24 protein-coding genes are annotated in these 24521 nt (G+C 71.7%); 13 read left to right on the top strand and 11 right to left on the bottom strand.

From position 1 onward, the window contains the following. The first annotated feature begins 18 nt into the window (after positions 1-18). Positions 19-1305 carry a hypothetical protein gene (locus IF12_RS0101750; RefSeq protein WP_030144545.1) on the top strand — a complete coding sequence of 429 codons (1287 nt, stop codon included), beginning with the start codon at positions 19-21 and terminating at the stop codon, positions 1303-1305. A 12-nt stretch (positions 1306-1317) separates the two neighbouring features. Here the strand turns inward: IF12_RS0101750 and IF12_RS0101755 are convergent, their stop codons facing one another. The 4 genes from IF12_RS0101755 to IF12_RS0101770 all read right to left on the bottom strand — a co-directional run bounded on the left by IF12_RS0101755 (position 1318) and on the right by IF12_RS0101770 (position 4800). Beyond that, a complete protein-coding gene (locus tag IF12_RS0101755; protein ID WP_030144546.1) occupies positions 1318-1713 on the bottom strand; it encodes a RidA family protein in 396 nt (131 codons plus the stop codon). A gap of 110 nt (positions 1714-1823) precedes the next feature. Beyond that, entirely contained in the window at positions 1824-2372 is a 549-nt protein-coding gene (locus tag IF12_RS0101760) for a hypothetical protein (RefSeq protein WP_030144547.1), read from the bottom strand. 179 nt (positions 2373-2551) lie between these two features. Then, entirely contained in the window at positions 2552-3484 is a 933-nt protein-coding gene (locus IF12_RS0101765) for a polyprenyl synthetase family protein (RefSeq protein ID WP_081913046.1), read from the bottom strand. Between the two features lie 140 nt (positions 3485-3624). After that, the gene (locus IF12_RS0101770) at positions 3625-4800 is read right to left on the bottom strand and encodes an MFS transporter (RefSeq protein WP_030144549.1); all 1176 of its coding nucleotides are present in this window, start codon (positions 4798-4800) and stop codon (positions 3625-3627) included. 533 nt (positions 4801-5333) lie between these two features. On the opposite strand from IF12_RS0101770, the gene IF12_RS0101775 reads away from it, so the two are divergent. Continuing rightward, complete coding sequence (locus tag IF12_RS0101775) at positions 5334-6188, top strand: IclR family transcriptional regulator (protein ID WP_231492287.1); 855 nt, start codon at positions 5334-5336, stop codon at positions 6186-6188. Positions 6189-6254: 66 nt separating this feature from the next. Here IF12_RS0101775 and IF12_RS0101780 read toward each other — a convergent pair whose 3' ends face one another. From IF12_RS0101780 to IF12_RS0101795, 4 genes are all read right to left on the bottom strand, one after another. Beyond that, positions 6255-7298, bottom strand: coding sequence for a 2-oxoacid:ferredoxin oxidoreductase subunit beta (locus IF12_RS0101780; RefSeq protein ID WP_051703838.1), 1044 nt, complete (start codon positions 7296-7298; stop codon positions 6255-6257). After that, positions 7291-9147 carry a 2-oxoacid:acceptor oxidoreductase subunit alpha gene (locus IF12_RS0101785; RefSeq protein ID WP_030144552.1) on the bottom strand — a complete coding sequence of 619 codons (1857 nt, stop codon included), beginning with the start codon at positions 9145-9147 and terminating at the stop codon, positions 7291-7293. Before IF12_RS0101785 ends, IF12_RS0101780 begins: the two co-directional genes overlap by 8 nt. Before the next feature lie 330 nt (positions 9148-9477). Next, entirely contained in the window at positions 9478-10368 is an 891-nt protein-coding gene (locus IF12_RS0101790; protein ID WP_030144553.1) for a hypothetical protein, read from the bottom strand. Further along, positions 10365-10979, bottom strand: coding sequence for an RNA polymerase sigma factor (locus IF12_RS0101795; protein ID WP_197034567.1), 615 nt, complete (start codon positions 10977-10979; stop codon positions 10365-10367). Before IF12_RS0101795 ends, IF12_RS0101790 begins: the two co-directional genes overlap by 4 nt. Positions 10980-11484: 505 nt before the next feature. Here IF12_RS0101795 and IF12_RS0101800 point away from each other — a divergent pair. The 4 genes from IF12_RS0101800 to IF12_RS0101815 are packed head-to-tail and all read left to right on the top strand — an operon-like array spanning position 11485 to position 13919. After that, positions 11485-11871, top strand: coding sequence for an NADH-quinone oxidoreductase subunit A (locus IF12_RS0101800; protein ID WP_030144555.1), 387 nt, complete (start codon positions 11485-11487; stop codon positions 11869-11871). After that, positions 11862-12419, top strand: coding sequence for an NADH-quinone oxidoreductase subunit B (locus IF12_RS0101805; RefSeq protein WP_255343523.1), 558 nt, complete (start codon positions 11862-11864; stop codon positions 12417-12419). Before IF12_RS0101800 ends, IF12_RS0101805 begins: the two co-directional genes overlap by 10 nt. Further along, positions 12416-12976, top strand: coding sequence for an NADH-quinone oxidoreductase subunit C (locus IF12_RS22530; protein WP_051703839.1), 561 nt, complete (start codon positions 12416-12418; stop codon positions 12974-12976). Before IF12_RS0101805 ends, IF12_RS22530 begins: the two co-directional genes overlap by 4 nt. After that, positions 12966-13919, top strand: coding sequence for a complex I subunit 1 family protein (locus IF12_RS0101815; protein ID WP_030144558.1), 954 nt, complete (start codon positions 12966-12968; stop codon positions 13917-13919). The genes IF12_RS22530 and IF12_RS0101815 overlap by 11 nt, the downstream gene beginning before the upstream one ends. Before the next feature lie 69 nt (positions 13920-13988). Here the strand turns inward: IF12_RS0101815 and IF12_RS0101820 are convergent, their stop codons facing one another. Next, the gene (locus tag IF12_RS0101820) at positions 13989-14318 is read right to left on the bottom strand and encodes an FmdB family zinc ribbon protein (RefSeq protein WP_030144559.1); all 330 of its coding nucleotides are present in this window, start codon (positions 14316-14318) and stop codon (positions 13989-13991) included. A 103-nt stretch (positions 14319-14421) separates the two neighbouring features. Beyond that, positions 14422-15054 (bottom strand): 5-formyltetrahydrofolate cyclo-ligase, encoded by a 633-nt coding sequence (locus IF12_RS0101825; protein ID WP_035748023.1) that lies wholly within the window; start codon positions 15052-15054, stop codon positions 14422-14424. 158 nt (positions 15055-15212) lie between these two features. On the opposite strand from IF12_RS0101825, the gene IF12_RS0101830 reads away from it, so the two are divergent. The 4 genes from IF12_RS0101830 (at position 15213) to IF12_RS0101845 (ending at position 20289) form a co-directional block, all read left to right on the top strand. Beyond that, positions 15213-17276 (top strand): diguanylate cyclase, encoded by a 2064-nt coding sequence (locus IF12_RS0101830; RefSeq protein ID WP_051703840.1) that lies wholly within the window; start codon positions 15213-15215, stop codon positions 17274-17276. Positions 17277-17402: 126 nt separating this feature from the next. Further along, positions 17403-18293, top strand: coding sequence for a UTP--glucose-1-phosphate uridylyltransferase (locus IF12_RS0101835; RefSeq protein WP_030144562.1), 891 nt, complete (start codon positions 17403-17405; stop codon positions 18291-18293). A 55-nt stretch (positions 18294-18348) separates the two neighbouring features. Next, positions 18349-19587 (top strand): gephyrin-like molybdotransferase Glp, encoded by a 1239-nt coding sequence (glp, locus tag IF12_RS0101840; protein ID WP_030144563.1) that lies wholly within the window; start codon positions 18349-18351, stop codon positions 19585-19587. A 72-nt stretch (positions 19588-19659) separates the two neighbouring features. After that, positions 19660-20289 (top strand): GNAT family N-acetyltransferase, encoded by a 630-nt coding sequence (locus IF12_RS0101845; protein WP_030144564.1) that lies wholly within the window; start codon positions 19660-19662, stop codon positions 20287-20289. Positions 20290-20295: 6 nt separating this feature from the next. Here the strand turns inward: IF12_RS0101845 and map are convergent, their stop codons facing one another. Continuing rightward, positions 20296-21063, bottom strand: coding sequence for a type I methionyl aminopeptidase (gene map / locus IF12_RS0101850; protein WP_030144565.1), 768 nt, complete (start codon positions 21061-21063; stop codon positions 20296-20298). Positions 21064-21268: 205 nt separating this feature from the next. Between map and IF12_RS0101855 the strand changes: the two genes are divergently transcribed. The 3 genes from IF12_RS0101855 to IF12_RS0101865 all read left to right on the top strand — a co-directional run bounded on the left by IF12_RS0101855 (position 21269) and on the right by IF12_RS0101865 (position 24493). Then, complete coding sequence (locus IF12_RS0101855; protein WP_030144566.1) at positions 21269-22402, top strand: 5-(carboxyamino)imidazole ribonucleotide synthase; 1134 nt, start codon at positions 21269-21271, stop codon at positions 22400-22402. A gap of 2 nt (positions 22403-22404) precedes the next feature. Further along, entirely contained in the window at positions 22405-22920 is a 516-nt protein-coding gene (purE, locus tag IF12_RS0101860) for a 5-(carboxyamino)imidazole ribonucleotide mutase (RefSeq protein WP_030144567.1), read from the top strand. Positions 22921-23110: 190 nt separating this feature from the next. Next, entirely contained in the window at positions 23111-24493 is a 1383-nt protein-coding gene (locus IF12_RS0101865) for an ATP-binding protein (RefSeq protein ID WP_197034568.1), read from the top strand. Positions 24494-24521: the final 28 nt, after the last annotated feature.

Raw genomic sequence — 24521 nt, forward strand, 5'->3', positions numbered from 1 at the left:
TTCTTCGATTGGAGCCCCATGGACCTCGATCCTGTGACCGAGACCCTCCTCTACGGCCTCGCCGCACTCCTGCCGTTCCTACTGATCATGCTGTGGCGCAAACACATCCCCGGACTCCGCGGCATGGTCGAACGCAACACCGCCCCGCCCTTCCGCGCCTGGACCGCCAGGCCCCACCCCGACGCCTCGGTCCCGGTCCGGACCGGATCGCGCGTGGCCGCCGCCCCCGACGACCCCGCCCACGCCACCGTCATCCTCCGCACCACCTGGGGCAACTACCCCGGCCGCGGCGAAGGCCCCGGCTGGGGCCAGGCCCGCCCCCTCACCCCCGTGGTCTACGTCGACGGCCTCCCCGCCTCCTCGGGCTGGGGCGTCACGCGCCTCACGCTGACCCCCGGCCCGCACCTCGTCGCGGTCGCCGGCAGCCACTCCCGCTGCTACAAGCGACTCGACCTCGGGCGCGGCGAGCGGCGCGAACTCGACTACCGCTGCGTCCTCGGCGGCAACGCCCACGAGTACGCCGAGGGCTTTCCCGGCCTGCACCACGGCACCTACCTCGTCACCCGCGGCCGCGGCCTCCGCGGCGGCAGCCGCCTCGCCCTCGTCCTGTACGGCGCCATCGCCCTCTCGCTGCTGCTGTTCCTCGTCATCTTCCTGCTGCCCGACGACTTCCCGGTCTCCACCGAGGCGCTGATCTACCTGCCGGCGCTCATCGTCCCCGGCGCGGCGGGCCTCGGCATCGCGATCGCCGCGATCCGCCAGGGCTTCAACGCCAACCGCCCGACCGTCGCTCAGCCGCCGCCGCTCGGCGCACCCCACGAACTGCGGATCCTCGACGACGACGATCCCGAGAAGCTCACCCCCGCACCGGGTTGGGCCGCCCTGAGCCTGCGCCTGCGCTTCTGGCTAGACCCGTACGAGCCCGAGGCGCTCGCGGCCCTGGCCGGCGGCAAGCCGAGCCTCTTGCAGCAGTGGCGCATCAGGCGCGTCGGCGAACCCGAACCGCCCGCCGCCCGCCCCTGGGTCCCGGCTCCCGAGGTCACCGTCGACGGCCGCCCGGTCGCGACGGGCTGGACCCGCTCGTGGATGCAGCTCCCGCCCGGCGAGTACGACGTCCATGTCCGCGTCCCCGCGCCCCGCCCGAGGATCGGCCCCGAGACGCGCCTGGACCTGAGTCGCGCCGAATGGCGCCACCGCGTGATCCTCACCGCCGGGCAGACCCGGGAGGTGGACCTCCTCGCCCACATCGCCGCGGTGCCCCGCCGCGACCGGCCCGAGCTGGCCGCCTACAGCGTCCGCCTGTGAACGCCGCAGAGGTCAGCTCCTGACGGCGACGGCGTCGACCTCGAATCGCATGTCGGGCAGCGCCAGCGCGGCCACTCCCAGGAGGGTCTGGACCGGCGGCCGGTCGCCCCAGATCCGGGCGATCGCTTCGCCGAGGATCTCCAGTTTCTCCATGTCGTGGTCGACGACGAAGGTGCGCAGCTGCGCCACGTCGGCGTAGTCGAGCCCGGCCGAGTGCAGGGCCTTGCCGAGGTTGGCGAACGCGTTGTCGACCTGCGCGGCGAAGTCGCCGCTGGTGGTGCGGCCCTCGGCGTCGGAGTCGTACTGGCCCGCGACGAGCACCAGCTCGCCCGAGACGCGGGCGACGTGGCTGTAGCCGAATCCGGTGGGGTCGTGGAGTTCTGCGGGGTTGGTGATCGTGACGGGCATGGCGTCTCCTGCTCTCCGCTCCGACCCTCGGAGCCACTTATCTGGATATTACTTGTCCAGATAAGTGGCCGCAAGAGGGAAGACCGGTGGCGCTGCGCGCCCAGAGCGACTCAGCGCACGCCGGCGGATTCGAGCTCGGCGGTGTCGGACAGCTCGCGGTCGATCTCCTCGAACAGCTCCGCGGCCGCGAACCAGGCCCGCGCGCCCCTCGTGCGCAACAGCAGCAGGGCCGCGGTCGGGAACGAGCCGCACACCAGGAGCATCGCGGCGGCGCTGAGGAAGAACGGCGCCTCGTCGGGGAAGGTCGCGAAGTAGGCCCGCCCGAGTATCCACGCGTACATCGCCAGCGGCACGTACGCGAGCGCCCACCAGGCGGTCCTGACCGCCTCGGCGCGGCGCTGCCCGAGCCTGGTGGCGATGAACGGCATGGAGACGGTGATGGCGACGCTCAGGAGGATCGTGACGAGGTTCTCGAGGCCGATCGAGCCGATGACGTCGAGCATGGTCTCGTGGCTGGAGGAGGACCTGGTGGCGTCGAACAGGAACCGCAGCCCGATCGAGTAGACCAGGAGGATGGCGGTGAACTGGAGCCAGATGACGCCCTGGGCGGCGAGGACGGTCTTCGGCTTGGCAGAGGGCCCGGTGGCACGGGGTCGCACTGCGCTCCCTTCTCGGCGGAGGCGCCGGGGGGATCGTGCCCGGCGGATCGAGGCCGACGCCGGGACCGACTGTCTGGAACCCGGCCCGCGAGCCGAGGGGGCCGCCCGTGAGCGGCGCTTTGAACGATAGCGAATCCCGGCCACCCCCGCGCACCCGGTGCGACGGGGAACACAGGCCCCTAGGCGTCGCGTTCGAGCATGTACTCGCAGATGTCGACCAGGGCCTTCTGGGCCGGGCCCTTCGGCAGGGACTTGGCGAGGGCGCGGGCGCGCTCCTGGTACTGGTGCAGCGTGTCCTTGGCCCGGTCGAGGGCCGCCGAGGCCCGCAGGAGCGTCAGCGCCTCGTCGAGGTCCGATTCGGCGACGGGCCCGGAGACGAGTTCGCGCAGGCGCTCCCCGGCCGGGTCGTCGTCGGCGAGGGCGTAGATCACCGGGAGGGTCGGGACCCCTTCGAGGAGGTCGGTGCCCGGGGTCTTGCCGGAGGTGTCGGAGGCGATGTCGATGATGTCGTCGGCGATCTGGAAGGCCACGCCGATGACCTCGCCGAACTCTTCGGCGGTCGCGATGGTCCGCTCGTCGGCGCCGGAGAACCAGGCGCCGAACTTGGCGCAGGTGGCGATGAGCGAGCCGGTCTTCTCCGAGAGGATCTCCAGGTGCCATTCGACCGGGTCGACGTCCTCGGGGATCGGCATGGTCTCGTTGATCTGGCCGCGCACGAGGCGCGCGAACGTGGCGGCCTGGAGGCGCACCGCCTCGGTGCCGAGGTCGGCCATGATCTCGGCGGCGCGGCTGAAGACGTAGTCGCCGGTGAGGATGGCGATGGAGTTGTCCCAGCGGGCGTTGGCGCTGGGCGCCCCGCGGCGGACGAGCGCCTCGTCCATGACGTCGTCGTGGTAGAGCGTGGCGAGGTGGGTGAGTTCGAGCGCGACGGCGGCCTCGAGGATGTTCGGCCGGGTCGGGTCGCCCAGGTGCGCGCACGTGAGGGTGAGCATCGGCCGGAAGCGCTTCCCTCCGGCGCGGATGAGGTGGGACCCGGACTGGCGCAGCAGCGGCTGGTCGGTGTCGACGGCTTTGAGCAGTCGCTCTTCGACGAGGTCGAGGGAGGAGCGCATCTGGTCCGCGAAGGCCTCGTCGGTGAAGGTCAGCGCGGTCTGGGCTCGTCGGGTGGTCACCACAGGCTCACCTTATCGTGTTGCCGCGGCGGGGCGGACGGCACGGGAACTGGGAGTCGCCGGGGCCGCAGCGAGGATCGTCAATGCGCGGCCCTGCGCGAGACGGCGCCGCCGACGGCGATGAACAGGGCCGAGGCGAGCATCGCGGAGGCGGCGGCGATCCACCCCGGGCCCCATCCGAAGTGGTGCACGATGAGTCCGAAGCCGACCGGTCCGATCGCGCCGCCGACGAAGATCCCGGTCTGCGTCACCGAGGTCGCGAGCGCGGGCGTGTCGGGGTAGGCGCGGGTGACGGCGTGGTTCATCAGGCCGGGCCAGGCCCAGCCGAGCGCGTAGGCCGCGACGGTGCCGAGCGGCAGGAGCCACGGCAGTTCGAACAGGAACGTCGCGACGCCGGCCGCGCCGCCGACGAGCATGAAGGTGATGACGGTGAACGCGTTGCCGCTCTTGCGGTCGCCGACGGCGCCGAAGCCGGTGCGGGCGATGACCCCGGTGATGCCGCCGATGGTGAGGTTGAGGCCCGCGTACCGCTCGGAGGCGCCGACGTCGACCGCGAAGGTCGTCAGGAACGAGCCGATGGGGGTGGCGGCCATGGCGCCGAGGCAGGTGGCGACGGCGAACAGCAGCAGTTGCGGCTCGAAGGACTTCGGCGCGGCGTTCTTGACGCGCACGGCGGGCCGCCCGAGCCGCGAGAGCGGCAGCAGCGCGAGCGTCACCAGGGCCGCGCCGAACACGAACGCCCACCGCCAGCCGAGGGTGAGGGCGACGGCGGGGACGCTGAGGCCGCCGAGCATGATGCACAGCGGCACCGAGGCCTGCTTGGCGCCGAAGAGGAGTCCGCGGCCCCGCAGCGGCGCCCATTCGGTGAGGACGATGTTGGAGGCGAGCTGCCCGAGGCCGTTGGCGGGGGCGCACAGGACGAGCATCGCGGTGAGGACGGCCGGGTGGCGGGCGAAGAGCGCGATGCCGAGCATCCCTCCGGCCGAGAGCGCGATGGCGATGCGGGCGGTGATGAGCGCCCCGAACCGGTCGACGAGCTTCCCCGAGGGCACCGTGGTGAGCGCCGAGACGGTGAAGTACAGCCCGGAGATCAGGCCGATCGCGCCGACGCTCATGTGGAGCTCCCCGGCGATCTGCACCGCGAGCCCGCCGAAGAGGAACAGCGGCAGGACCGCCGCGACCTGGACGCTCATCGCGGTGACGACGGTGGTGGAGGTCCTGGGCGGGGCGGTGGGGCTCAAGGTGGCGGCGGGCACGCTGGCAACCGTACTCCAGACCGCGGGCCCGTCCTGAAATCCGCTCATGTCGGCGGAGTGCTCGCTTCGCGTCCCTGATCCGGGTGACAGCCCTTGACCCGGACACGCAGCGTGTGCGAACGTTGGCCTCGGCGTCACCGGCCGGGCTCGCCGGTGGACCGCCGCCGCATCGCCTTCCCCCGCAAGGGGAGACGAAACGCGGCGGCCCTGGTGGGAGGGAGCCGCCGCGTTTCGGTTATTCGAATGTTCCGCGGTGGCGACGAGGAAGTTTGGTGGGGACTCGACGCCGCCGCCGCGGGTTGTCCGCGACCGGCCGGAGCCGAACCGCGAACGGTGCTGACACATCGATAGTGCCCTGTATGCGACGGTGACGCAACCCGCTGTTGTTTATATAGTTAGATCACGGCCGACCAGGGCGGTGCCGGACCCGGCGCCGTGCCCTCAGGTCAACGGTGTGCAATTGGAGCGGCGGCATGGTGGAGCAGCGGCGACCAGGCGGAGAATCGCGTGGAGGCGACCCTGAGGAGACCGGTGTGCGGCGTCGCACCGAGGGACCGAGGCTCGGAAGGTCCCGGCCCGACAGGCGCGACCACAAGGCCGCCAAGGTGATCGGAGCGCTCCCGGCCGACCGGGTCGAGCCGACCAAGATGATCCAGAGCGTCCAGAGGGCGCTGCGCATCATGGAGCTGGTGGGCCGCCACGCCGACGGCGTCTCGGCTCCGCGCATCGCCTTCGAGTGCGGCCTCAACCGCGCCACCGCCTACAACCTGCTGCGCACGCTCGTCTACGAGCGGTACCTGCGCCGCGACGAGGCGGGGCGCTACTCCCTCGGTCTCGAGGTCTCCGACCGCTACTCCGAGCTGACGCGCGCGATGGCGGGCCCGAGCACCTGCGGCGAGTACATGCGCCGCATGTCCAGCGAGACGGGCTACTCGACGTTCGTGGCCCGCTTCGTGGAGGGCCGCCCGGCCGTCACCGACGTCATCGAGGGCAACCGCAGCCCGCACGTGGAGGACCTCATCGTCGGCTTCGACGACGGCGCCCACGCCACCGCGCTCGGCAAGGCCCTCCTGGCCACGCTCCAGCCGATGGACCGCGCCCGGTTCCTGCGCTCGGCGGGGATGCGCAAGTTCACCGGGCACACCCTCACCGAGCCCGACGAGTTCGAGTACGACCTGGCCGTCTACGGCGAGTCCGGGGTGTACGCCGAGATGGGCCAGTTCAAGGACGGCGTCGGCTGCGCGGGCGTGGTCGTGCGCGAGGGCGCCGCCCCCGACGAGCGGATCGTCTTCGCCGTCGCGATGCCCCTGGAGGACATCCGCACCTCCTGGCCGATCCTCACCGAGCGCCTGCGCTCGGCCGCCGACGAACTCCAGCCGCTCCTGTAGCGGGTGTTCGAGGACCCCATAGCGAAACGGCCGGCCCCGCAGGGCCGGCCGCCGCACACGCGTCGCTTAGAGCACGGTCCAGGTGTCGCCCGAGGCCAGGAGCCGGTCGAGGGCCTCCTTGCGGTCGACGCCCGTGGCGGCCTCGTCGACCTGGGTGCGCACCCCGTGGTCGTAGGTGGGCCGCTTGACGTTGCGGAACACGCCGATCGGGGTGTGGTCGAGCGCGACCCCCGACAGGCGCGAGAGCGCGAAACCGTAGGCCGGGTCGTCCACGTCGGTCTTGTGGACCACCACGTCCGCCGCGTCGACCTCGCTCGCGTCCTTGACCTGGAGCCCGTAACCGGACTGCACGACGACCTTGTCGCCGAACGCGATCGGCTCGCCGTCCTGGAGGCGGATGAGCGACTCGTCGCGGGTCTCGGGGTTCTTCAGGACCTCGAACGCGCCGTCGTTGAAGATCGGGCAGTTCTGGTAGATCTCCACGAACGCGCTGCCCTCGTGCTCGGCCGCGGCCCGCAGCACCGACTGGAGGTGCGCGCGGTCGGAGTCGAGCGTGCGGGCCACGAAGGTCGCCTCCGAGCCCAGCGCGAGCGACAGCGGGTTGAACGGGGCGTCGATCGAGCCCATCGGGCTCGACTTGGTGAGCGTGCCCGAGCCCGAGGTCGGCGAGTACTGGCCCTTGGTGAGCCCGTAGATCCGGTTGTTGAACAGCAGGATCTTCAGGTTCACGTTGCGGCGCAGCGCGTGGATGAGGTGGTTGCCGCCGATCGACAGGGCGTCGCCGTCACCGGTGACGACCCACACCGACAGGTCCGGGCGCGAGACGGCCAGGCCCGTGGCGATGGCCGGGGCGCGGCCGTGGATCGAGTGGATGCCGTACGTGTTCAGGTAGTACGGGAACCGCGAGGAGCAGCCGATGCCGGAGATGAACGCGATCTTCTCGCGCTCCAGGCCCAGCTCGGGCAGGAACGACTGGACCGCGGCGAGGATGGCGTAGTCCCCGCAGCCGGGGCACCAGCGCACCTCCTGGCTCGACTTGAAGTCCTTGGCCTTCAGTTTCTTCGGGGCGTCGAGCGCGACCGAGCCGGCCGCTTTCACCGTGTCAGCCATTCTTGATGACCTCCTCCAGGGCGTCTTGGAGTTCGTTGGAGGTGAACGGCAGCCCGCGCACCTTGTTGTAGCCGACCACGTCGGTGCCGGGGAAGGCGCCGCGCAGGAGCAGCGCGAGCTGGCCCAGGTTCATCTCGGGGACCACGACCCGCTCGTAGCGGGCCAGGATCTCGGCGGTGTTCTTCGGCATCGGGTTGAGGTAGCGCAGGTGCGCGCGCGCGATCGGCACGCCCTTGTCCCGCAGGCCGCGCACCGCGGCGCCGATCGGGCCCCAGGTGGAGCCCCAGCCGAGCACGAGCACCTCGGCGTCGCCGGCCGGGTCGTCCACTTCCAGGTCCGGCACCTCTACCCCGGCGATCTTCGCCGCGCGGGTGCGCACCATGTGGTCGTGGTTCTCCGGGTCGTAGGAGATGTCGCCGGTGCCGTCGGCCTTCTCGATGCCGCCGATGCGGTGCTGGAGCCCGGGCGTGCCGGGCAGCGCCCACGGGCGGGCCAGGGTCTCGGGGTCGCGCAGGTACGGCAGGAACACCGGCTCGCCGGCCTTGTCGACGCCGTTGAACTCGGTCGCGAACTCGACCGACAGGTCCGGCAGGTCGGCCGGCTCGGGCAGGCGCCACGGCTCGGCGCCGTTGGCGATGTACCCGTCCGACAGGACCATGACCGGGGTGCGGTAGTTCAGGGCGATCCGCGCGGCCTCGAGCATGATGTCGAAGCAGTCCGAAGGGGACTGCGGGGCGAGGATCGCGATCGGGGCCTCGCCGTGGCGGCCGAACATGGCCATCAGGAGGTCGGCCTGCTCGGTCTTGGTCGGCAGGCCCGTCGAGGGCCCGGCGCGCTGCACGTCCACCACCAGCAGCGGCAGCTCCAGCGAGACCGCCAGCGAGATCGTCTCGGACTTCAGGGCGATGCCCGGGCCCGAGGAGGTGGTGACGCCGAGCGAGCCGCCCCACGAGGCGCCCAGGGCCGCGCCGACCGCGGCGATCTCGTCCTCGGCCTGCACCGTGGTGACGCCGAAGCGCTTGTGCTTGGACAGCTCGTGGAGGATGTCGCTGGCCGGGGTGATCGGGTAGGCGCCCAGGAACACCGGGAGCCCCGAGGCCACGCCCGCGGCCGTGATGCCCCACGCCAGCGCCGTGTTGCCGGTGATGTTGCGGTAGTTCCCGGCCTTGAGCTTCGCGGGGGGCACCTCGAAGCGGACGGCGAAGGCCTCGGCGGTCTCGCCGTAGTTCCACCCGGCCTTGAGCGCGGCGATGTTCGCCTCGGCGATGGCCGGCTTGGACTTGAACTTGCCGCGCAGGAACTCCTCGGTCGCCTCGGTCGGGCGCGAGTACATCCACGACACCAGGCCGAGGGCGAACATGTTCTTGGACCGCTCGGCGTCCTTCTTGCTCACCTCGTGCTCGGCGAGCGCGGCGATGGTGAGGCTCGCGAGCGCCACCGGGTGCACCTGGTAGTCGTCCAGGGAGTCGTCTTCGAGCGGGTTGGCGGCGTAGCCGACCTTGGTGAGGTTGCGCTTGGTGAACTCGTCGGTGTTGACGACGATGGTGCCGCCCGACTTGAGGTCGCCGAGGTTCGCCTTGAGCGCCGCCGGGTTCATCGCGATGAGGACCTCGGGCTGGTCGCCGGGGGTGAGGATGTCGGTGTCGGCGAAGTGGATCTGGAAGCTCGACACCCCCGGGAGCGTCCCGGCGGGGGCCCGGATCTCGGCGGGGTAGTTCGGGAGGGTCGACAAGTCGTTGCCGAGTTTTGCGGTCTCCGCCGTGAAGCGGTCTCCCGTGAGCTGCATGCCGTCGCCGGAGTCCCCTGCGAAGCGGATGACGACCCGGTCGAGCTGCCGGACGGTGTTCACCTAGTTCTCCTCATGCGGATTCGGGGGCACGCAGGCACTGCGGCGTTGCGGGCTGGGGGAGCGGGGGGCTCCGCCAGGGTCTACCTTTCTGATGCTACGCGGGCGCCTCCCCGCGATGCCAACCCCGCGACGCGGGCGCGATGTAGGCGACACCACAAGGTGCGTTTCCGCTCACCTGGTGGGACGCTCCCGGGCCGGAAGTGACTCAGACCTCTGGTTTCGGCCGCGCCGGCGCCGAATCCGAGCGTTCGAAACGTCTCGGATCGTGGAATGGGCCCGCGCGGGCCCGACACGCCGGAGTCGGGGATCCGACCCTTCGGGCCCTCGCGCTCAGGACCCGCTGGAGGAGCTCGCCGCGGCGCCGTCGGTGGCCGTCGGCGTCTCCGACGGGGTCGGGCTCGCGCTGGTCTCGGTCGGGCTCGGCTCGTCGGCCTCGGGCTCGTCGACGTGGACGAACTCCTCGCCGTCCCACTCGTAGCGGTCGGCCCACGGCGCCGCGGCGCCGTCGGTCCCTTCGAGCGCCACCCCGCCGTCCTCGACCAGGTCGATCGCGACGAGGTCGTCGGCGCCCGCGGGCTGCCACACCCACCCGAAGGAGGCGAGCACCGGACCGGTGTCGCCGTGCTGCATCGAGAAGGCGGCCACGCCGGTGCGCCCGGCGCAGGTGAGCGCCAGGACCGTGTCGTTGGTGCCGTCGCCGTCCGCGTCGCCCTCGGCGACCGCGCTGATGCTCCAACCGGAGTCGGCGGTGATCTCCCAGGCGGTGAAGTCCGCCTCCTGCGGACCGGTCGCGCACGAGGCGGCCCAGTCCCCTTCGAGCGGGCCGTTGACCCACAGCGCCTCGATGTGGTCGGCCGGGGCCGCGGGCGTGGTCGTGACCGTCTCGCCCGGTTCGCCTTCGGGCGTGGTCGTCTCGCCCGGCCACGAGGACGGCTCGTCGTCCGAAGCGGACGAGCCGACGTTCGCCGAACCGGGACCGGCCGGGTTGATCCCCCCGGTGAGCGGCCCGAGCGTCTGGGCGACGGCGAAGCCGCCGGCGGTGACGGCCGTGCACGCGCCGAGGACGGCCGCGAGCGAGACGAGCCGGCGGCGGCGCAGCGCGGCGGGGCCGCGCATGAGCATCTCGTGCACCGGCGGCGGCGGGAACTGCGCGGCGGCGGCCGCCTTCATCTCCGCGAAGGCGGCGGCGACCGCCTCGTCGTCGAGCGGTTCGTCGGTCATGAGCGGTCCTCCCTCACGGAAGATCGGCGGTTCGCGGGCCTGGGCACTTTCGCGGCGCCGGGTAGGGCGCGCCTGATGCGGATCGGCATCGTGTCGGGGTCGGTCTCGCCCCTCGGGGACGGTACGAGTTCGGGGGCCTCCTCGCGCAGCAGCGCGGCCAGCTCCTTGCGGCCGCGGTGCAGCCACGACTTGACGGTGCCCTCGCGCGCCCCGGTGTGCTCGGCGATCGCGCTGATCGTCATGTCCGCCATGTAGTGCATGACGAGCGCCCGGCGCCGCTTGGCCGGGATCGACTTGAGCGCCGCCACGAGCGCCACGTGGTCGGGGCCGGCGGCGGGCGCCGGCTCGGGCGCCGAGGACTTCTGGAGGAACTTGCGCGCCACCTGGTTGCGGCGGTGGCGGCTGGTGGCGAGGTTCCACGCCACGCGGCGGACCCACGCGACCGGCTCCTCGTAGCCGCCGACCTTGTCCCAGCGCTGCCACGCCCGCAGGAAGGCCTCCTGGACCAGGTCCTGGGCTTCGGTGGCGTCGCCGAGATAGGCGCAGACCTGGGCAGCGAGCTCCGAGAAGTGATTCTCGTAGAGGGCGGTGAACTCCGCCTCCGTTCGCACATCCGCTCCTGCGCAGTTAGGGGGGACAAGGGCACGCTTCGGGCCCTGTCGCTCGGGTCCGGCGGCAACCATTGTCGCTTTCGCACGGGTGCGGACGCGAGGCGGGGTCGCCATGCGGGCCGCCGTGACGCCGAGTGCGGACACCGGACCGTCACCTTCCGTCGCGGTCCGGTCGCGCACGGACTCGGCGAGACCGGGGCCGGCGGGCCGGCCTCCGAAGCCCCGGGCGAGCCCCGGAAGGGTCGCCTCGGCGCCGGGCCGCGGGCCGGCCCGGTGCAGCGTCGGGGCGCTGGCGGTCATCTGCTCGATCCCAATCCTCGATGCGGGAGCGCGGCGGAGGCGGCGAGTGCGCACCGCCTCCGGCGTGAATCCTCTTCGTACAGCAACACGCTCCCGGCGGGCCCCCGGTTGCGTCCCCGGCCTCGCCGATCCACTTCGGTTCCGCGCGGCGAAACCCGCGCCGCACGGCTTCCGCCGGCACCCCGGCGGCACTAGGCTGACGGGCATGGACTCCTCACGGCTGAGCGACTACGCGGTCTTCGGGGTGCTGCTGCTGGCCGGATTCGCGTTCGTCGCCGCGGCCATGGCCGCCAACCGGGTCCTGCGCCCCTCGGCGCCCTCGGCCGCGAAGGGCGAGAACTACGAGTGCGGCGTCGACCCCGATCCCGGCGCCGGCCACGTGGGCCGGGACTGGGCCCAGGTCCAGATCCGCTACTACGTCTACGCGTTCCTGTTCGTGCTCTTCGCCGTCGAGGCGGTGTTCCTGTTCCCGTGGGCCACGGTCTTCCGCGAGTTCGGCGCCCCCGCCGCCGCGGAGATGGGCCTGTTCGTCGGCGTCCTCGCCCTCGGCCTCGCCTACGCCTGGAGGAAAGGAGTCCTGCGATGGCGGTGAAACTGCCCTTCCCGGCCAAACCGGGAGACACGAGCCTACAGAGCACAACTACAGCTCGCACGCTCGCAGTGGCGGGAGACCCGATCCGCTTCGTCCTCAATTGGGGCCGGCGCTATTCCCTCTGGGTCTTCAACTTCGGTCTCGCGTGCTGCGCCATCGAATTCATCGCCGCCTCGATGAGTCGCCACGACTTCATGCGCCTGGGCGTCATCCCCTTCGCGCACTCGCCGCGCCAGGCCGACCTCATGGTCGTCTCCGGCACCGTCACCGACAAGATGGCCCCGGCGATCAAGCGGCTCTACGACCAGATGCCCGAACCGAAGTACGTCATCTCCTTCGGCGCCTGCTCCAACTCCGGCGGCCCCTACTGGGACTCCTACTGCGTCACCAAGGGCGTCGACCAGATCATCCCCGTCGACGTCTACGTCCCCGGCTGCCCGCCGCGACCCGAGGCCCTGCTCTACGGCATCGGCCAGCTCCAGAAGCAGATCGGCGCCGAACCGCTGCGCAGGCCGAGCCTGCGCCCGCTGCTGCGGAGGCCCTCGTGAACGACGCCTGGAACGAGCGGGTCCGCGCCGCGCTCGGGCTCGACGCGACCGAGGCCGACGGCCCCCGCGCGGTCGCCGACGTCGACCCCAAGCGCTGGCACGAGGCCGTGCGCCTGTGCCGCGACGATCTCGGCTGCGACTTCTTCGACTGGCTGTCGGCAGTGGACGAAGGCGACGGCTTCCGGGTCGTCGCCCACTTGTGGTCGGTCGCCGAGCGCCGCGGCGTGCTCCTGCGCGCCCGCCTCGCCGAAGGCGCCGTCGACACCGTCACCGACCTGTACCCGGGCGCCGACTGGCACGAACGCGAGACCCACGAGATGTTCGGCGTCGACTTCCCCGGCCACCCCGGACTCACCCCGCTGCTGCTCACCGACGAATTCGAGGGCCACCCGCTCCGCAAGGACTTCATCCTCGCCTCCCGCGTCGTCAAGCCCTGGCCCGGCGCCAAGGAGCCCGGCGGCGGCCGCGTATCCAAACGCGCCCCCAAGCGCCCGCCCGGCGTCCCCGAGGACTGGCTCGAACCCGAGACCGAGAGCACGGACCCCGATGGCGCTTGAGATCGCCGTCAAGGCCGTCGCGGTCCTCGCCGCGTTCCTGGTCCTGCCGCTCGTGGTCGGCCAGACCGAGCACAAGCTCATGGCCCACATGCAAGGACGCCTCGGCCCGATGCACGCCGGGCGCTTCCACGGCTGGGCCCAGCTCATCGCCGACGGCGTCAAGTTCGCCCAGAAAGAGGACCTCGTCCCCGACGCCGCCGACAAGCCCGTCTTCAAGCTCGCCCCCGCCGTCGCGCTCGTGCCCTACCTCCTGGTCATCCTCTTCATCCCGCTCGGCCCCGGCGACCTCGTCGGCTCCGGCCTCGACATGGGCCTGTTCATCGTGATCGCCCTCGTCGGCATCGGCGTCCTCGCCGTCCTCATGGCCGGGTGGTCCTCGGCGAACAAGTACACCCTCCTCGGGGCCCTGCGCGGGGCCGCGCAGCTCATGGCCTACGAACTGCCGCTCGTGCTCGCGGCCGCCTCGGTCGCCGTCGCCGCCGGGACCCTGAGCCTCACCGGGATCGTCGAGGCCTGGAACCCCTGGTGGCTGCTGTGGCAGGCCCCCGCCATGTTCGTGTTCTTCACCGCCGGGCTCGCCGAGATCCGCCGGCCCCCGTTCGACGCCCCGATCGCCGACTCCGAACTCGTCTTCGGCTACCTCACCGAGTACGCCGGGCTGCGCTTCGCGCTGCTGCTCCTGGCCGAGTACGTCGGCATCGTCGTCATCGCCGCCCTCACCGCGGTCCTGTTCCTCGGCGGCTGGAAGGGCCCGGGACCCGAATCGCTCGGCTGGCTGTGGACGCTGCTCAAGACCGGCGCGCTCGCCGCCGTCGTCATCTGGCTGCGCGTCGCCTGGCCGCGCCTGCGCGTCGACCAGATCCAGGCCCTGTGCTGGAAGGGCCTCGTCCCGATCGCCCTCGCCCAGCTCGTCCTCACCACCGCCGTGGCCCTCGCGATCTGAACCCGGGCACGACGACGACCGGCGCCCGGCACGGCCGGACGCCGGTGGCGATGAAGAAAGAGGAGCGGCTCAGGCGGCCTTCGCGGCGGCCGGCTTCGACTCGGACTTCGCGGGCTTGGACTCGGACTTCGGCTTCGCGTCCGACTTGCCCTCGGACTTCTCGGCCGGCTTCGCGCCGTTCTTGGAGCCGTTCGAACCGAGCGAGCTCGAATCGGTGGACCGCGAGTCGGTGCGGTAGAAACCGCTGCCCTTGAAGGTGACGCCGACGTTCCCGAAGACCTTGCGCAGCGCCCCGGCCGCCTCGCAGCTCGGGCAGTCGGTCAAGCGGGCTTCGGAGAACGACTGGTGCTTGTCGAACTCGTAACCGCACTCCTTGCAGCGGTATTCGTAGACGGGCACGTCCTACCTCCAGCACTCAACAAAGATCCCGATCGACATTAGCAGTCAACGACGAGGAGTGCTAATCCCATCCGCCCGGCTCACACTCGCCGCGTGAGCCCGCTCACCGCAGCGACACGAAACCCCTCGACGGGGTGATCACGCCGGTGACCGGACGGTCGTGCGGCTCGGCCGGGACCGCGACCCCGAACTCCTCGTCGCGCAGCAGCGCGACCACCGGCACCTCCGGCCCGACCCGCGCCAGCGCCCGATCGTACGAGCCCCCGCCGCGTCCCAACCGCATCCCGTCATGCGAGACGGCGAGGCCCGGGACGATCACCGCCGCGACCGAACCGACCGCCTCGGGGCCGAGCACGCCGCCTCCCGAACCCGCCGCCGAAGCCTCCGGGCCCACCGGATCGGGTGAACCGCCCGCGGAACCCCCGTTCGAGTGGTCCCCTTGCGGCTCAGGCACTCCCACCGGCGCCCAAGCGAGGTCCTTGTCCGGCAACAGCACTGGGACCAGCACCTTGTAGACCACCGTGAGCCGTTCGGGCAGTTCGGGTTCGAGCGCCGCGCCCGGTTCGGACCCGAACGGCCGGTAGGCGGCGACCGCCGCGCCCTCCTCGACCGACTCGATCAGGAAGGCCCGCAAGGCCTTCCAGGTCTCCAGGTCGGCCCGGCCCCGCTCGGCCCCGGGCGTCGCGGTGCGCGCGGCCAGCAACCGGCGCCGTGTCTGCGGCTTCGCCTCCTGCATCGCATTTCCCTTCCTCGTCGTCGTTTACCTGGGAGGATTCCACCGAACAGCCGACCTTGAACATGCAACCGGCCAGACCGTGGGAAAACCTCATGCCGAGTCGTGTCCGGTCGGTTGCTCTAGGTAGTCTTCTAAGCAGTGAACTTGAGGGGGCTTCGGTGTCGCTGCGCTCACGGCTCACCACGGCGTTCCTCGTGGTGGTGCTCGGGCCGGTCCTGGTGGGGGCCGTGTTCGTCGCTGCCGTCATGTCCCATCTGGCGGACTCGCGCGGCGAGGCGCTGGCGAACTCGGCGGTCACGATGGTCGATTCGACCCTCGGCACGATCTGCGAGCGCATCCAGGCCTCGGCCGCGGCGGTCGCGCTCAATTACAGCAGCGGCGGCCGGCGGACCGCCGTCGAGATGGCCCAGCTCGTGGTCAACCGCTCGGTCGTCGACGGCGTCGTGTTCACCAGCCTCGACGAGGCCGGGACCGACCCGGGCACCGACATCGGCGCCGAGGCCCCGCAGGGCGCGTGGGTCGACTGCGGCGAGTCCGCCGCCTACGCCGGGGCCGGCCCGATCGTCGCGCTCGGCGCGCAGGTCGAGGTCCAGGGCACCGACGGGTCGACCGCCGTGTTCAGCGCCTTCCGGATCGTCGACCGGGAGTTCCTCGACCGCCTCGCGCTGGTCGCCGACGCCGACCTGATCCTCCGCGACGACCGGGAGCGGCCCCTGTCGGCGGGCGGCGACGACGTCGGACGCTGGGAGTACACCGACGCGTTCCTGCCGCTGAGCATCGGCACCGTCGCCACCGACGTCACCCCCATGTACTGGACCCTCGCCGCGATGGTGACCGCCTCGACGGTCCTGGCGATGGGCCTGGCCTCGTGGCTGGCGCGCTCGACCACGCGCCCGCTCGCGGAGCTGTCGGCCGCCGCCGAGCGCGTCAGCGAGGGGGACCTGGACGTGCGGGTGCCCGTCCACGGCCGCGACGAGGTCGCGCACCTGGCGCTCTCGTTCAACCAGATGACGGCCCAGACGCAGTCGTACGTGCAGGCGCTCACCTCCTCGCGCGACCAGATGCGCGGCCAGCTCGGGCGCCTGGGACAGACCCTGACGGCCACGCTCGACCTCGACCGGATCCTGGAGGTCATCCTCGACACGGCCATGGTCACCGCCGGGGCCGAGGCCGGCGCGATCCTCCTGGTCGACGTGGACGACACCGACCAGCTGCGCCAGCGGGCCGGCGAGGGCGACCTGGGGATCGACCAGCCCGCGTCCATCCGCATCGGCGAGGGCATCCTCGGCTCGATCGCCGAGAGCGGCGTCCCGGCCCACGGCCGGATCGTCGACGGCCGCTTCGGCGACCGGCGCCGCGCCGCCACCGAGCCGGACGCCGGCACGATCGTCGCCGTCCCGTTCAACGGCCGCCAGCCCGTCGACCAGGAGCGCACTTACAGCCGCCAGCCGGTCGAGCAGGACCGCGCCCGCACCGCCCTCGACCAGGGTTCCGGCTCGCGCCGGGCCGATCCCGAACCGGACGCCGCCCGCGCGCCGAACGACGCGGACTACGGAGAGCCGCGCACCGGCGGCGGGGTCCTCGGCGTGCTCGTGGTCTACAACCGCGTCGCGGGGGAGGACTTCGAGCCCGGCGACGTGGACTCGCTGCGCACCTTCGCCGGGCAGGCCGCCGTCGCGGTCGAGAACGTGCTGCTGCACCGCCAGGCCCAGCGCCTGAGCCTCACCGACCCGCTCACGGGCTTGTGGAACTACCGGTTCATGCAGACTTCCCTGCGCCGCGAGGCCGAGCGGACCCGCCGCTACCAGCGGCCCTCGGCGCTGCTGGCGATCGACCTCGACCGGTTCAAGATCGTCAACGACACCTACGGGCACCCCGTCGGCGACCAGGTCCTCGTCGAGCTGGCCCGGCGCATCACCGGGCAGATCCGCGAAGTCGACCTCGCCTTCCGCCACGGCGGCGAGGAGTTCATGGTGATGCTGCCGGAGACCGACGCGGTCGGCGCCGAGGTCGTGGCCGAGCGGCTCGGCCGGGCGGTCGCCGCCCGGCCCTTCAAGGTCAACGACGCGACCGGCGGGCGCGAGCTGCGCATCAGCGTCTCGATCGGCATCGCCGTCCTCGGCGAGCACGCCGACACCGCCACCGCCGTCCTCGCCGCCGCCGACGAGGCCCTCTACGCCGCGAAGGCCGCCGGGCGCGGGACCTGGCGCGTCGCGGTCTGAGACCGCCCGTCAGCACTACAGGCCCCGCCTCGCGGCCCGCGCGTACTGCCCGATACGTGAACGTTCACCCGATGTTCGGCAGGGTGGCCGACATCTGACGGAGCGTGTGCACGATACCCTCGCCGTATGTCTGCAACCTCGCCTCGCGCCACGAAAGCCGTCATCCCCGCGGCCGGATTCGCCACCCGCTTCCTCCCGGTCACCAAGGCCATCCCCAAGGAACTGCTGCCCATCGTGGACAAGCCGGTCCTCCAGTACATCGCCGAAGAGGCCGCCGCCGCCGGCGCCGACGACATCACCCTGGTCACCGCGCCCGGCAAGGACGCGATGATCGACTACTTCGACGCCCGCGCCGACCTCGACAACGCCCTCCGCGCCAAAGGCAAGGACGCGATGCTCGCCAAGGTCAAGGCCCCCGAGTCCATCGGCGAGCTCACCGCGATCCGCCAAGGCGGCGCCAAGGGCCTGGGCCACGCCGTCGGCCGCGCCGCCTCCCACGTCGGCGACGAGCCCTTCGCGGTCCTCCTCGGCGACGAGTTCTACCCGCTCGAAGACCGCCTCCTGCCGCGCATGATCGACCTCCAGGCCGAGACCGGCGGCATCGTCCTCGCCCTCATCGAGGTCCCCGACGACCAGGTCTCGCGCTACGGCGTCGCCGCCGTCCAGGCCACCGACGACCCCGACGTCGTCGAGGTGACCGGTCTGGTCGAGAAGCCCGCCGTCGAGGACGCGCCGTCCAATCTGATCCTCATCGGACGCTACGTCCTGCCCGGTTCCATCTTCCCCGTCCTGGAGGCCACCGGCCCCGGCTCCGGCGGCGAGATCCAACTCACCGACGCCATGGACACCATGCGCGCCAAGGGAACCCCCGTCCACGCCGTGGTCTACCGGGGCCGCCGCTTCGACACCGGCGAGCCCGTCGCCTACCTCCAGACCCTGGTGGAACTCGCCAGCGAGCGCGACGACTTGCCCGGCTTCAACGCCTGGCTGCGCGCATTCAGTGCGACACTTGACTGAGCCCGCGGCCGCGAGGCGGCGCCACAGGAGAAACTGACCGACGGGGGGAAGCGCAGTGACGGGGACCGGTGAGGCGACGCCATTGGCCGACTTCCTGTCGAAGGCATTGGCCCTGGTCCGACCCCTGCCCCCGGTCGACATCGACATGACCCAGTCGACCGGCGCGGTCCTGGCCGAGAACGCGGTCAACCCCGGCCCGCTCCCGGCCTTCGACTACGCCGCCATCGACGGCTACGCGTGCGCCGCCGACGACATCGGCGGCGCCAGCGCCGAGCGCGGCGTCGGCCTCAAGGTGCTCGGCGACCTCTCCGCCTCCTCATGGCGCCCCGTGCGCCTGGTCGCCGGCACCTGCTTCGCCGTCGCCGCCGGCGCGGCGCTCCCGGTCGGCGCCGACATCGTCGTGCCCCTGGCCTGGACCGACGAGGGCATGGCCACCGTCGAGGTCCGCCAGGCCCCGCGCCGCGGGCACGGCGTGCGCCGCGCCGGGTCCGAGCGGCCCGCCGGCGAGATCCTCGCCCACGAGGGCCGCCGCGTCACCCCCCAGCTCGTGGGCCTCCTCGCCGGCGCCGGCATCGCCGACGTCGTCGTCCGCCCGACCCCCCGCGTGGTCGTCATCGCCACCGGCGACGAACTGGTCGACACCGGCCGGCCCTCGCAGCCCGGCCAGCTCATCGACGTCAACTCCCACCTCGTCACCGCCGCCGCCTCCGAGGCCGGCGCCCACGCCTACCGCGTCGGCATCTGCGACGACGAGCCCGACGCGCTCCGCTCGGTCCTCGACGACCAGATCCTGCGCGCCGACCTCGTCATCACCACCGGCGGCACCGGCACCGGCCCCGGCGACATGGTCCGGCGCACCTTCTCGCGCGACGGCGCGGTCGACTTCGCGCCCATAGCCGTCTACCTCTGCGAGACCATGGGCTTCGGCACCATCGGCCCCGAAGAGGTCCCCGTCGTGTGCCTGCCCGGCGACCCCGTGGCCGCCACCATCGCCTTCGAGGTGATCGCCCGGCCGCTCATACAGCGCCTCGCCGGCGCCGAACCGGTTTTCCGGCCCAGCGTGCGCGCCAACCTGACCGAGCCCGTATCCTCACCGAGCGGGCTGCGGGAGTTCCGACCCGTCCGCGTCGCCGAGCGGCGCGGCGGCGGCTACACCGTCGCCCCGCTGGGTTCGGTGTCCTACACGCTCTCCGGCCTCGCCGAAGCGACCGGTCTGATGACCGTCGGCGAGAACGCGACCCGGGTGCCCGCCGGGTCGACGGTGGACGTGCTGCTCCTGGATCGGAACCGATGACCTCTCCCATAGACCCGCAGGCGGACGACCCCCGATGACCGTCCACCACGAACACCGGCTGGACCGAGACCGATGACCCTTTCCAACCCCGGATGGCCGGTGCACCTCGACCACGGCGACGTCAGCGTCAGGCCCTTCCGACGCTCCGACGCCGGACGCTGGTCGCAGCTGCGCCGCGCCAACGAAGCCTGGCTCGCCCCCTGGGAGCCCGGCACCGGCACCACCTGGCACGAAGCCCACTCCCCGGCCGCCTTCCGCGCCATGGTCCGCGGCCTCAAGCGCTCGGTCAAGGACGGCACCAGCTGGCCCCTCGCCGTCTGCTGGAGGCAGCAGCTCGTCGGCGGCCTCACCGTCGGCAACATCGTGCGCCGCGCCTTCGGCTCGGCGTACGCCGGCTACTGGATCGACCGCGGCCACGCCGGGAAGAACATCACCGCGACCGCGCTGGCGATCGTGGTCGACCACGCGCTCACGGTGGGGCGCCTGCACCGCATCGAGGTGAACATCCGCCCCGAGAACGGCCCCTCGAACCGGGTGGCCGAGAAGCTCGGGCTGCGCCGCGAGGGCCTGCACAAGCGCTACCTGTACATCGACGGCGACTGGCGCGACCACTACGGGTACGCCGTCACCGCCGAGGAGATCGCCGCCGAGCGGATGATCGACCGCATGGAGCGGCTCCGAAGGGCCGAGGCCGAGCGCTGAGGGCGGTCAGTCCCTGGCCGTCAGGATGATCGGGCCGTCCTCGGTGACGGCGATGGTGTGCTCCATGTGGGCGCCGCGGGAGCCGTCGGCGCTGCGCAGGGTCCAGCCGTCGGGGTCGTAGCGGATGTCCTCGGTCGTGTGCAGGAACCACGGCTCGATGGCGATCACCAGGCCCGGCTTGAGCTTCATGCCCCGGCCCGGGCGGCCGTCGTTGGGGATGTGCGGGTCGCCGTGCATCGTGCGGCCCACGCCGTGCCCGCCGAACTGGGTGTTCACGCCCAGGCCGTCGCCGCGCGCGACCGTGGCGATGGCGTGGCCGATGTCCCCGACCTTGTTCCCCGCCTGCGCCGCCGCGATGCCCGCCTCCAGCGCCCGCGTCGTGGTGTCGATGAGCCGCAGGTCCTCGGCCCTGGGCGTGCCGACCACGACCGACAGCGCCGAGTCGGCCACCCAGCCGTCCATTTCGGCGGCGAAGTCGAAGCTCACCAGGTCCCCGTCGCGCAGTTTGTAGTCGAACGGCAGGCCGTGGAGGACCCCGTCGTTGACCGAGGTGCACAGCACCTTCCCGAACGGGCTGCCGCCGAAGGACGGGTGGTAGTCCACGTAGCACGAGACCGCCCCGGCCTCCTTGATGCGGCGGGCGACGAGGTCGTCGAGGTCGAGGAGGTTGACGCCGACGTCGGCGACCTCCGAGAGTTCGGTCAGCGTGGCGGCGACGAAGCGTCCCGCCGGACGCATCGCCTCGATCTCGGCGGGGGAGTACAGCTCGATCATGGTGGCCCTTCGGGACTCGGCGTCGGTGCGCTGCGGTGGGTACGCCTCCATCATGGCCGCCCCGGCCCGCGCCCGCCGCCAGGCCCCGGAAAACTGCGACCGCCCAGACATCCCATCATCCCGTGAGGACCGAGGTCAGAGGGTCCAGATCACGCCGCGTCCCGAACCCGCGGGCCGGGACCGGGCCCCGGGCTAGGCTCTGGCCGTGGACGCCGCGACGCAACTTCCGACGGTGGGCATGATCGGCGCCGGTCAGCTCGCCCGCATGACCCACCAGGCCGCCATCGCGCTCGGCCAGAGCCTGCGCGTGCTCGCCGGCGACCCGGCCGAGAGCGCCGCGGTCGTGGCGCCCGCCGTGACGCTCGGCGACTACCGCGACCTCGCCGACCTGCGCGGCTTCGCCAAGGGCTGCACCGTGGTCACCTTCGACCACGAGCACGTCCCGCAAGAGGCCCTCAAAGCCCTCGTCGCCGAAGGCGTCGAGGTCCAGCCCCGGCCCGAGGCCCTGCTCCACGCCCAGGACAAGCAGGCCATGCGCGTGCGCCTGGGCGCCCTCGGCCTGCCGCAGCCGCGCTGGGCCCCCGTCGACTCCATCTCCGACGTCGAGGCCTTCGGCCTGCCGTGCGTGCTCAAGGCCGCCACCGGCGGCTACGACGGCAAAGGCGTGTGGATGTGCGCGACCCCCGCCGACGCCCAGACGGTGCTCGCCTCCGGCATCCGCCTCATCGCCGAGGAGCGCATGGCGCTCCAGCGCGAACTCGCCGTCCAGATCGCCCGCTCCCCGAGCGGCGAGACCGCCGTCTACCCCGTGGTCGAGACCGTCCAGCGCGGCGGCATCTGCACCGAGGTCCTCGCCCCCGCCCCGCACCTCGACCCGGCGCACGCCGAGCAGGCCCGGCGCATCGCCGAGACCGTCGCCGCCGAACTCGACGTGTGCGGGATGCTCGCGGTCGAGCTCTTCCAGACCTCCGAGGGCCTGTTCGTCAACGAACTGGCGATGCGCGCCCACAACTCCGGCCACTGGACCATCGAAGGGGCCCGCACCAGCCAGTTCGAACAGCACCTGCGGGCCGTCCTCGATTACCCGCTCGGCTCGACCGAGCCCGCCGCGCCCTACACGGTGATGGCGAACGTGCTCGGCGGCGAACCCGGCGGCCCGCGCCTCGACGAGCGGCTCCAAAGGCTCCTCGCCGAGGACCCGGGCGCGCACGTCCACCTCTACGGCAAGGCCGTCCGGCCCGGCCGCAAGATCGGCCACGTCACCGTCTGCGGCGACGACCCCGACCTCCTGCGGCGCCGCGCCCTGCGCGCCGCGAAATGGCTCCAAGAAGGCGAATGAACATGGCAGAGCAGGCCAAGCCGCGAGTCGGCGTGATCATGGGCTCGGACTCCGACTGGCCCACCATGGAACCGGCGACGGTCGCGCTCGCCGAGTTCGACCTCCCCTACGAGGTCCGGGTGGTCTCGGCGCACCGGACCCCGCACGGGATGCTCGCCTACGCCGACTCGGCCGCCTCGCGCGGCCTCCAGGTGATCATCGCCGGCGCCGGCGGCGCGGCGCACCTGCCGGGCATGGTCGCCTCGGCGACCCCGCTGCCGGTCATCGGCGTCCCGGTCCCGCTCAAGCACCTCGACGGCATGGACTCGCTCATGTCGATCGTCCAGATGCCCGCGGGCATCCCGGTCGCGACGGTCTCGATCGCGGGGGCCCGCAACGCGGGCCTCCTAGCAGTCCGCATCCTCGGAGCGACCGACGCGGCCCTGCAAGAGAAGATCACGAACTTCCAGGTCGACCTCGAACGCATGGTCACCGAAAAAGACGCCACCCTCCGCCGCAAACTCACCAACCCCGAATAGAACCCCGACCCCACTACCGCCACGTGGTACTACCGCAGAGCGGTAGTACCACGTGGCGGTAGTGCCCCCTCCTTGACTGACGTTGAGAGTTACTATCGCTGAAGATAGTATCGGTATCGATAGTATTTACTCGCGGTGAAAAGGCGGCAGGTTCATGATCGATTTTCTTGGTCGTACGCGTGAACTCGACATGCTCCGACGAGAGCTCGCGAAGGTCCGCGAGGGCGTCGGCGGGTGGAAACCCGGCCAGTGCATTCTGCTCCGTGGCCGCAGGCGCGTGGGCAAGTCGAGTCTCGTCGAGGAGTTCTCCCGCCAGGCCGAGGTCCCGACGTTCTACTTCGCCGCCCGCAACGAGACCCCCGAGCGCGAGTTGCAGGAGTTCATCGACTCCGTGGCGCTCTCGACCCTGCCTCGACGGGAGGAGTTCCTTGAGAATCCACCCTCGCACCTGAACGACGCGCTGCGGCTGCTGGGCAACATCGTGCCCGACGACACCCCGAGCCTGATCGTGCTCGACGAGGTGCCCTATCTGATGGACGAGGCCGGGCGGTTCGAAGGCGCCCTGCAATGGACCTGGGACCGGCTGCTGCTGAGCAAGCCGGTCCTGATGCTGCTGATCGGCTCGGACCTCTCGATGATGCGCACGCTCAACGAGTACCGCCGGCCGTTCCACCAGCGCGGCAGGGAGATGGTCCTCGGCCCGCTCAATCCCGCCGAGGTGGGGGAGATGCTCGAACTCGGCCCGGCCGAGGCGTTCGACGCGGCACTGGTCACCGGTGGGCTCCCGCTGATCTGCGCCGGGTGGCCGACCGGGGCGGACCTGTGGGACTTCTTGGGCGAAGCGCTCAGCGATCCGATCTCCGCTCTGAACGTGTCCGCGAAGCTGATGCTCGCGGCGGAGTTCCCGGAGCAGGCGATGGCCGCTCAGGTGATGCGCGCGATCGGCAACGGCGAGCGGACCTTCGCGAACATCGCCAGGGCGGCCGGAGGCATCGCGCACTCCACCTTGAGCCGCGCTCTGGAGATCCTCGTGGACAAGAGCATCGTGAGCGCGGACCTCCCGATCGCGTTGCACCCGTCGAAGGAGCGGCGCTACTCGATCGCCGACCCGTACCTGCGATTCTGGCTGGCACTGGTCGAGCCGCACTTCGACGAGATCGACCGTCTCCGAGGCGACCTGGTGGTGAATCGAATCCGCAAGTCCTGGACGAGCTGGCGCGGACGTGCGATCGAGCCGCTGGTCCGCGAGTCGCTGGCGCGCATCCTCCCGCTCGGGCCGGTTCCCTATGCGCGGCATGTCGGCGGCTACTGGACCCGGAGCAACAGCGTCGAGATCGACATAGTCGGTGCGGAAAAGGCCCCGGTCGCGGAGGAACTGGCCTTCCTCGGATCGATCAAGTGGCTTGAGAGTGAACCCTTCGATCGCCGAGACCTCGCCGCCCTCCACAGGCACCGAGCGGCGGTGACAGATGAACCGGTCCCCCTGATCGGCGTTTCCCGCAACGGCTTCGACTGCGAGGGCCTGGACGGCGAGTTCGGGCCCGAAGACCTCATCGAGGGTTGGCAGCGCTGACGGGCGAAAACCGATGGTGGGCACAGAG

This window comes from Glycomyces sp. NRRL B-16210 (assembly GCF_000719515.1).
GTDB lineage: Bacteria > Actinomycetota > Actinomycetes > Mycobacteriales > Micromonosporaceae > Glycomyces.

Coding starts and splice junctions, on each gene's coding strand:
- IF12_RS0101750 (WP_030144545.1), top strand. CDS start 19: ATGGACCTCGATCCTGTGACCGAGACCCTCCTCTACGGCCTCGCCGCA.
- IF12_RS0101755 (WP_030144546.1), bottom strand. CDS start 1,713: ATGCCCGTCACGATCACCAACCCCGCAGAACTCCACGACCCCACCGGA.
- IF12_RS0101765 (WP_081913046.1), bottom strand. CDS start 3,484: ATGCGCTCCTCCCTCGACCTCGTCGAAGAGCGACTGCTCAAAGCCGTC.
- IF12_RS0101780 (WP_051703838.1), bottom strand. CDS start 7,298: ATGGCTGACACGGTGAAAGCGGCCGGCTCGGTCGCGCTCGACGCCCCG.
- IF12_RS0101790 (WP_030144553.1), bottom strand. CDS start 10,368: ATGACCGACGAACCGCTCGACGACGAGGCGGTCGCCGCCGCCTTCGCG.
- IF12_RS0101800 (WP_030144555.1), top strand. CDS start 11,485: ATGGACTCCTCACGGCTGAGCGACTACGCGGTCTTCGGGGTGCTGCTG.
- IF12_RS0101805 (WP_255343523.1), top strand. CDS start 11,862: ATGGCGGTGAAACTGCCCTTCCCGGCCAAACCGGGAGACACGAGCCTA.
- IF12_RS0101815 (WP_030144558.1), top strand. CDS start 12,966: ATGGCGCTTGAGATCGCCGTCAAGGCCGTCGCGGTCCTCGCCGCGTTC.
- IF12_RS0101825 (WP_035748023.1), bottom strand. CDS start 15,054: ATGCAGGAGGCGAAGCCGCAGACACGGCGCCGGTTGCTGGCCGCGCGC.
- IF12_RS0101835 (WP_030144562.1), top strand. CDS start 17,403: ATGTCTGCAACCTCGCCTCGCGCCACGAAAGCCGTCATCCCCGCGGCC.
- IF12_RS0101845 (WP_030144564.1), top strand. CDS start 19,660: ATGACCCTTTCCAACCCCGGATGGCCGGTGCACCTCGACCACGGCGAC.
- map (WP_030144565.1), bottom strand. CDS start 21,063: ATGATCGAGCTGTACTCCCCCGCCGAGATCGAGGCGATGCGTCCGGCG.
- purE (WP_030144567.1), top strand. CDS start 22,405: ATGGCAGAGCAGGCCAAGCCGCGAGTCGGCGTGATCATGGGCTCGGAC.
- IF12_RS0101865 (WP_197034568.1), top strand. CDS start 23,111: ATGCTCCGACGAGAGCTCGCGAAGGTCCGCGAGGGCGTCGGCGGGTGG.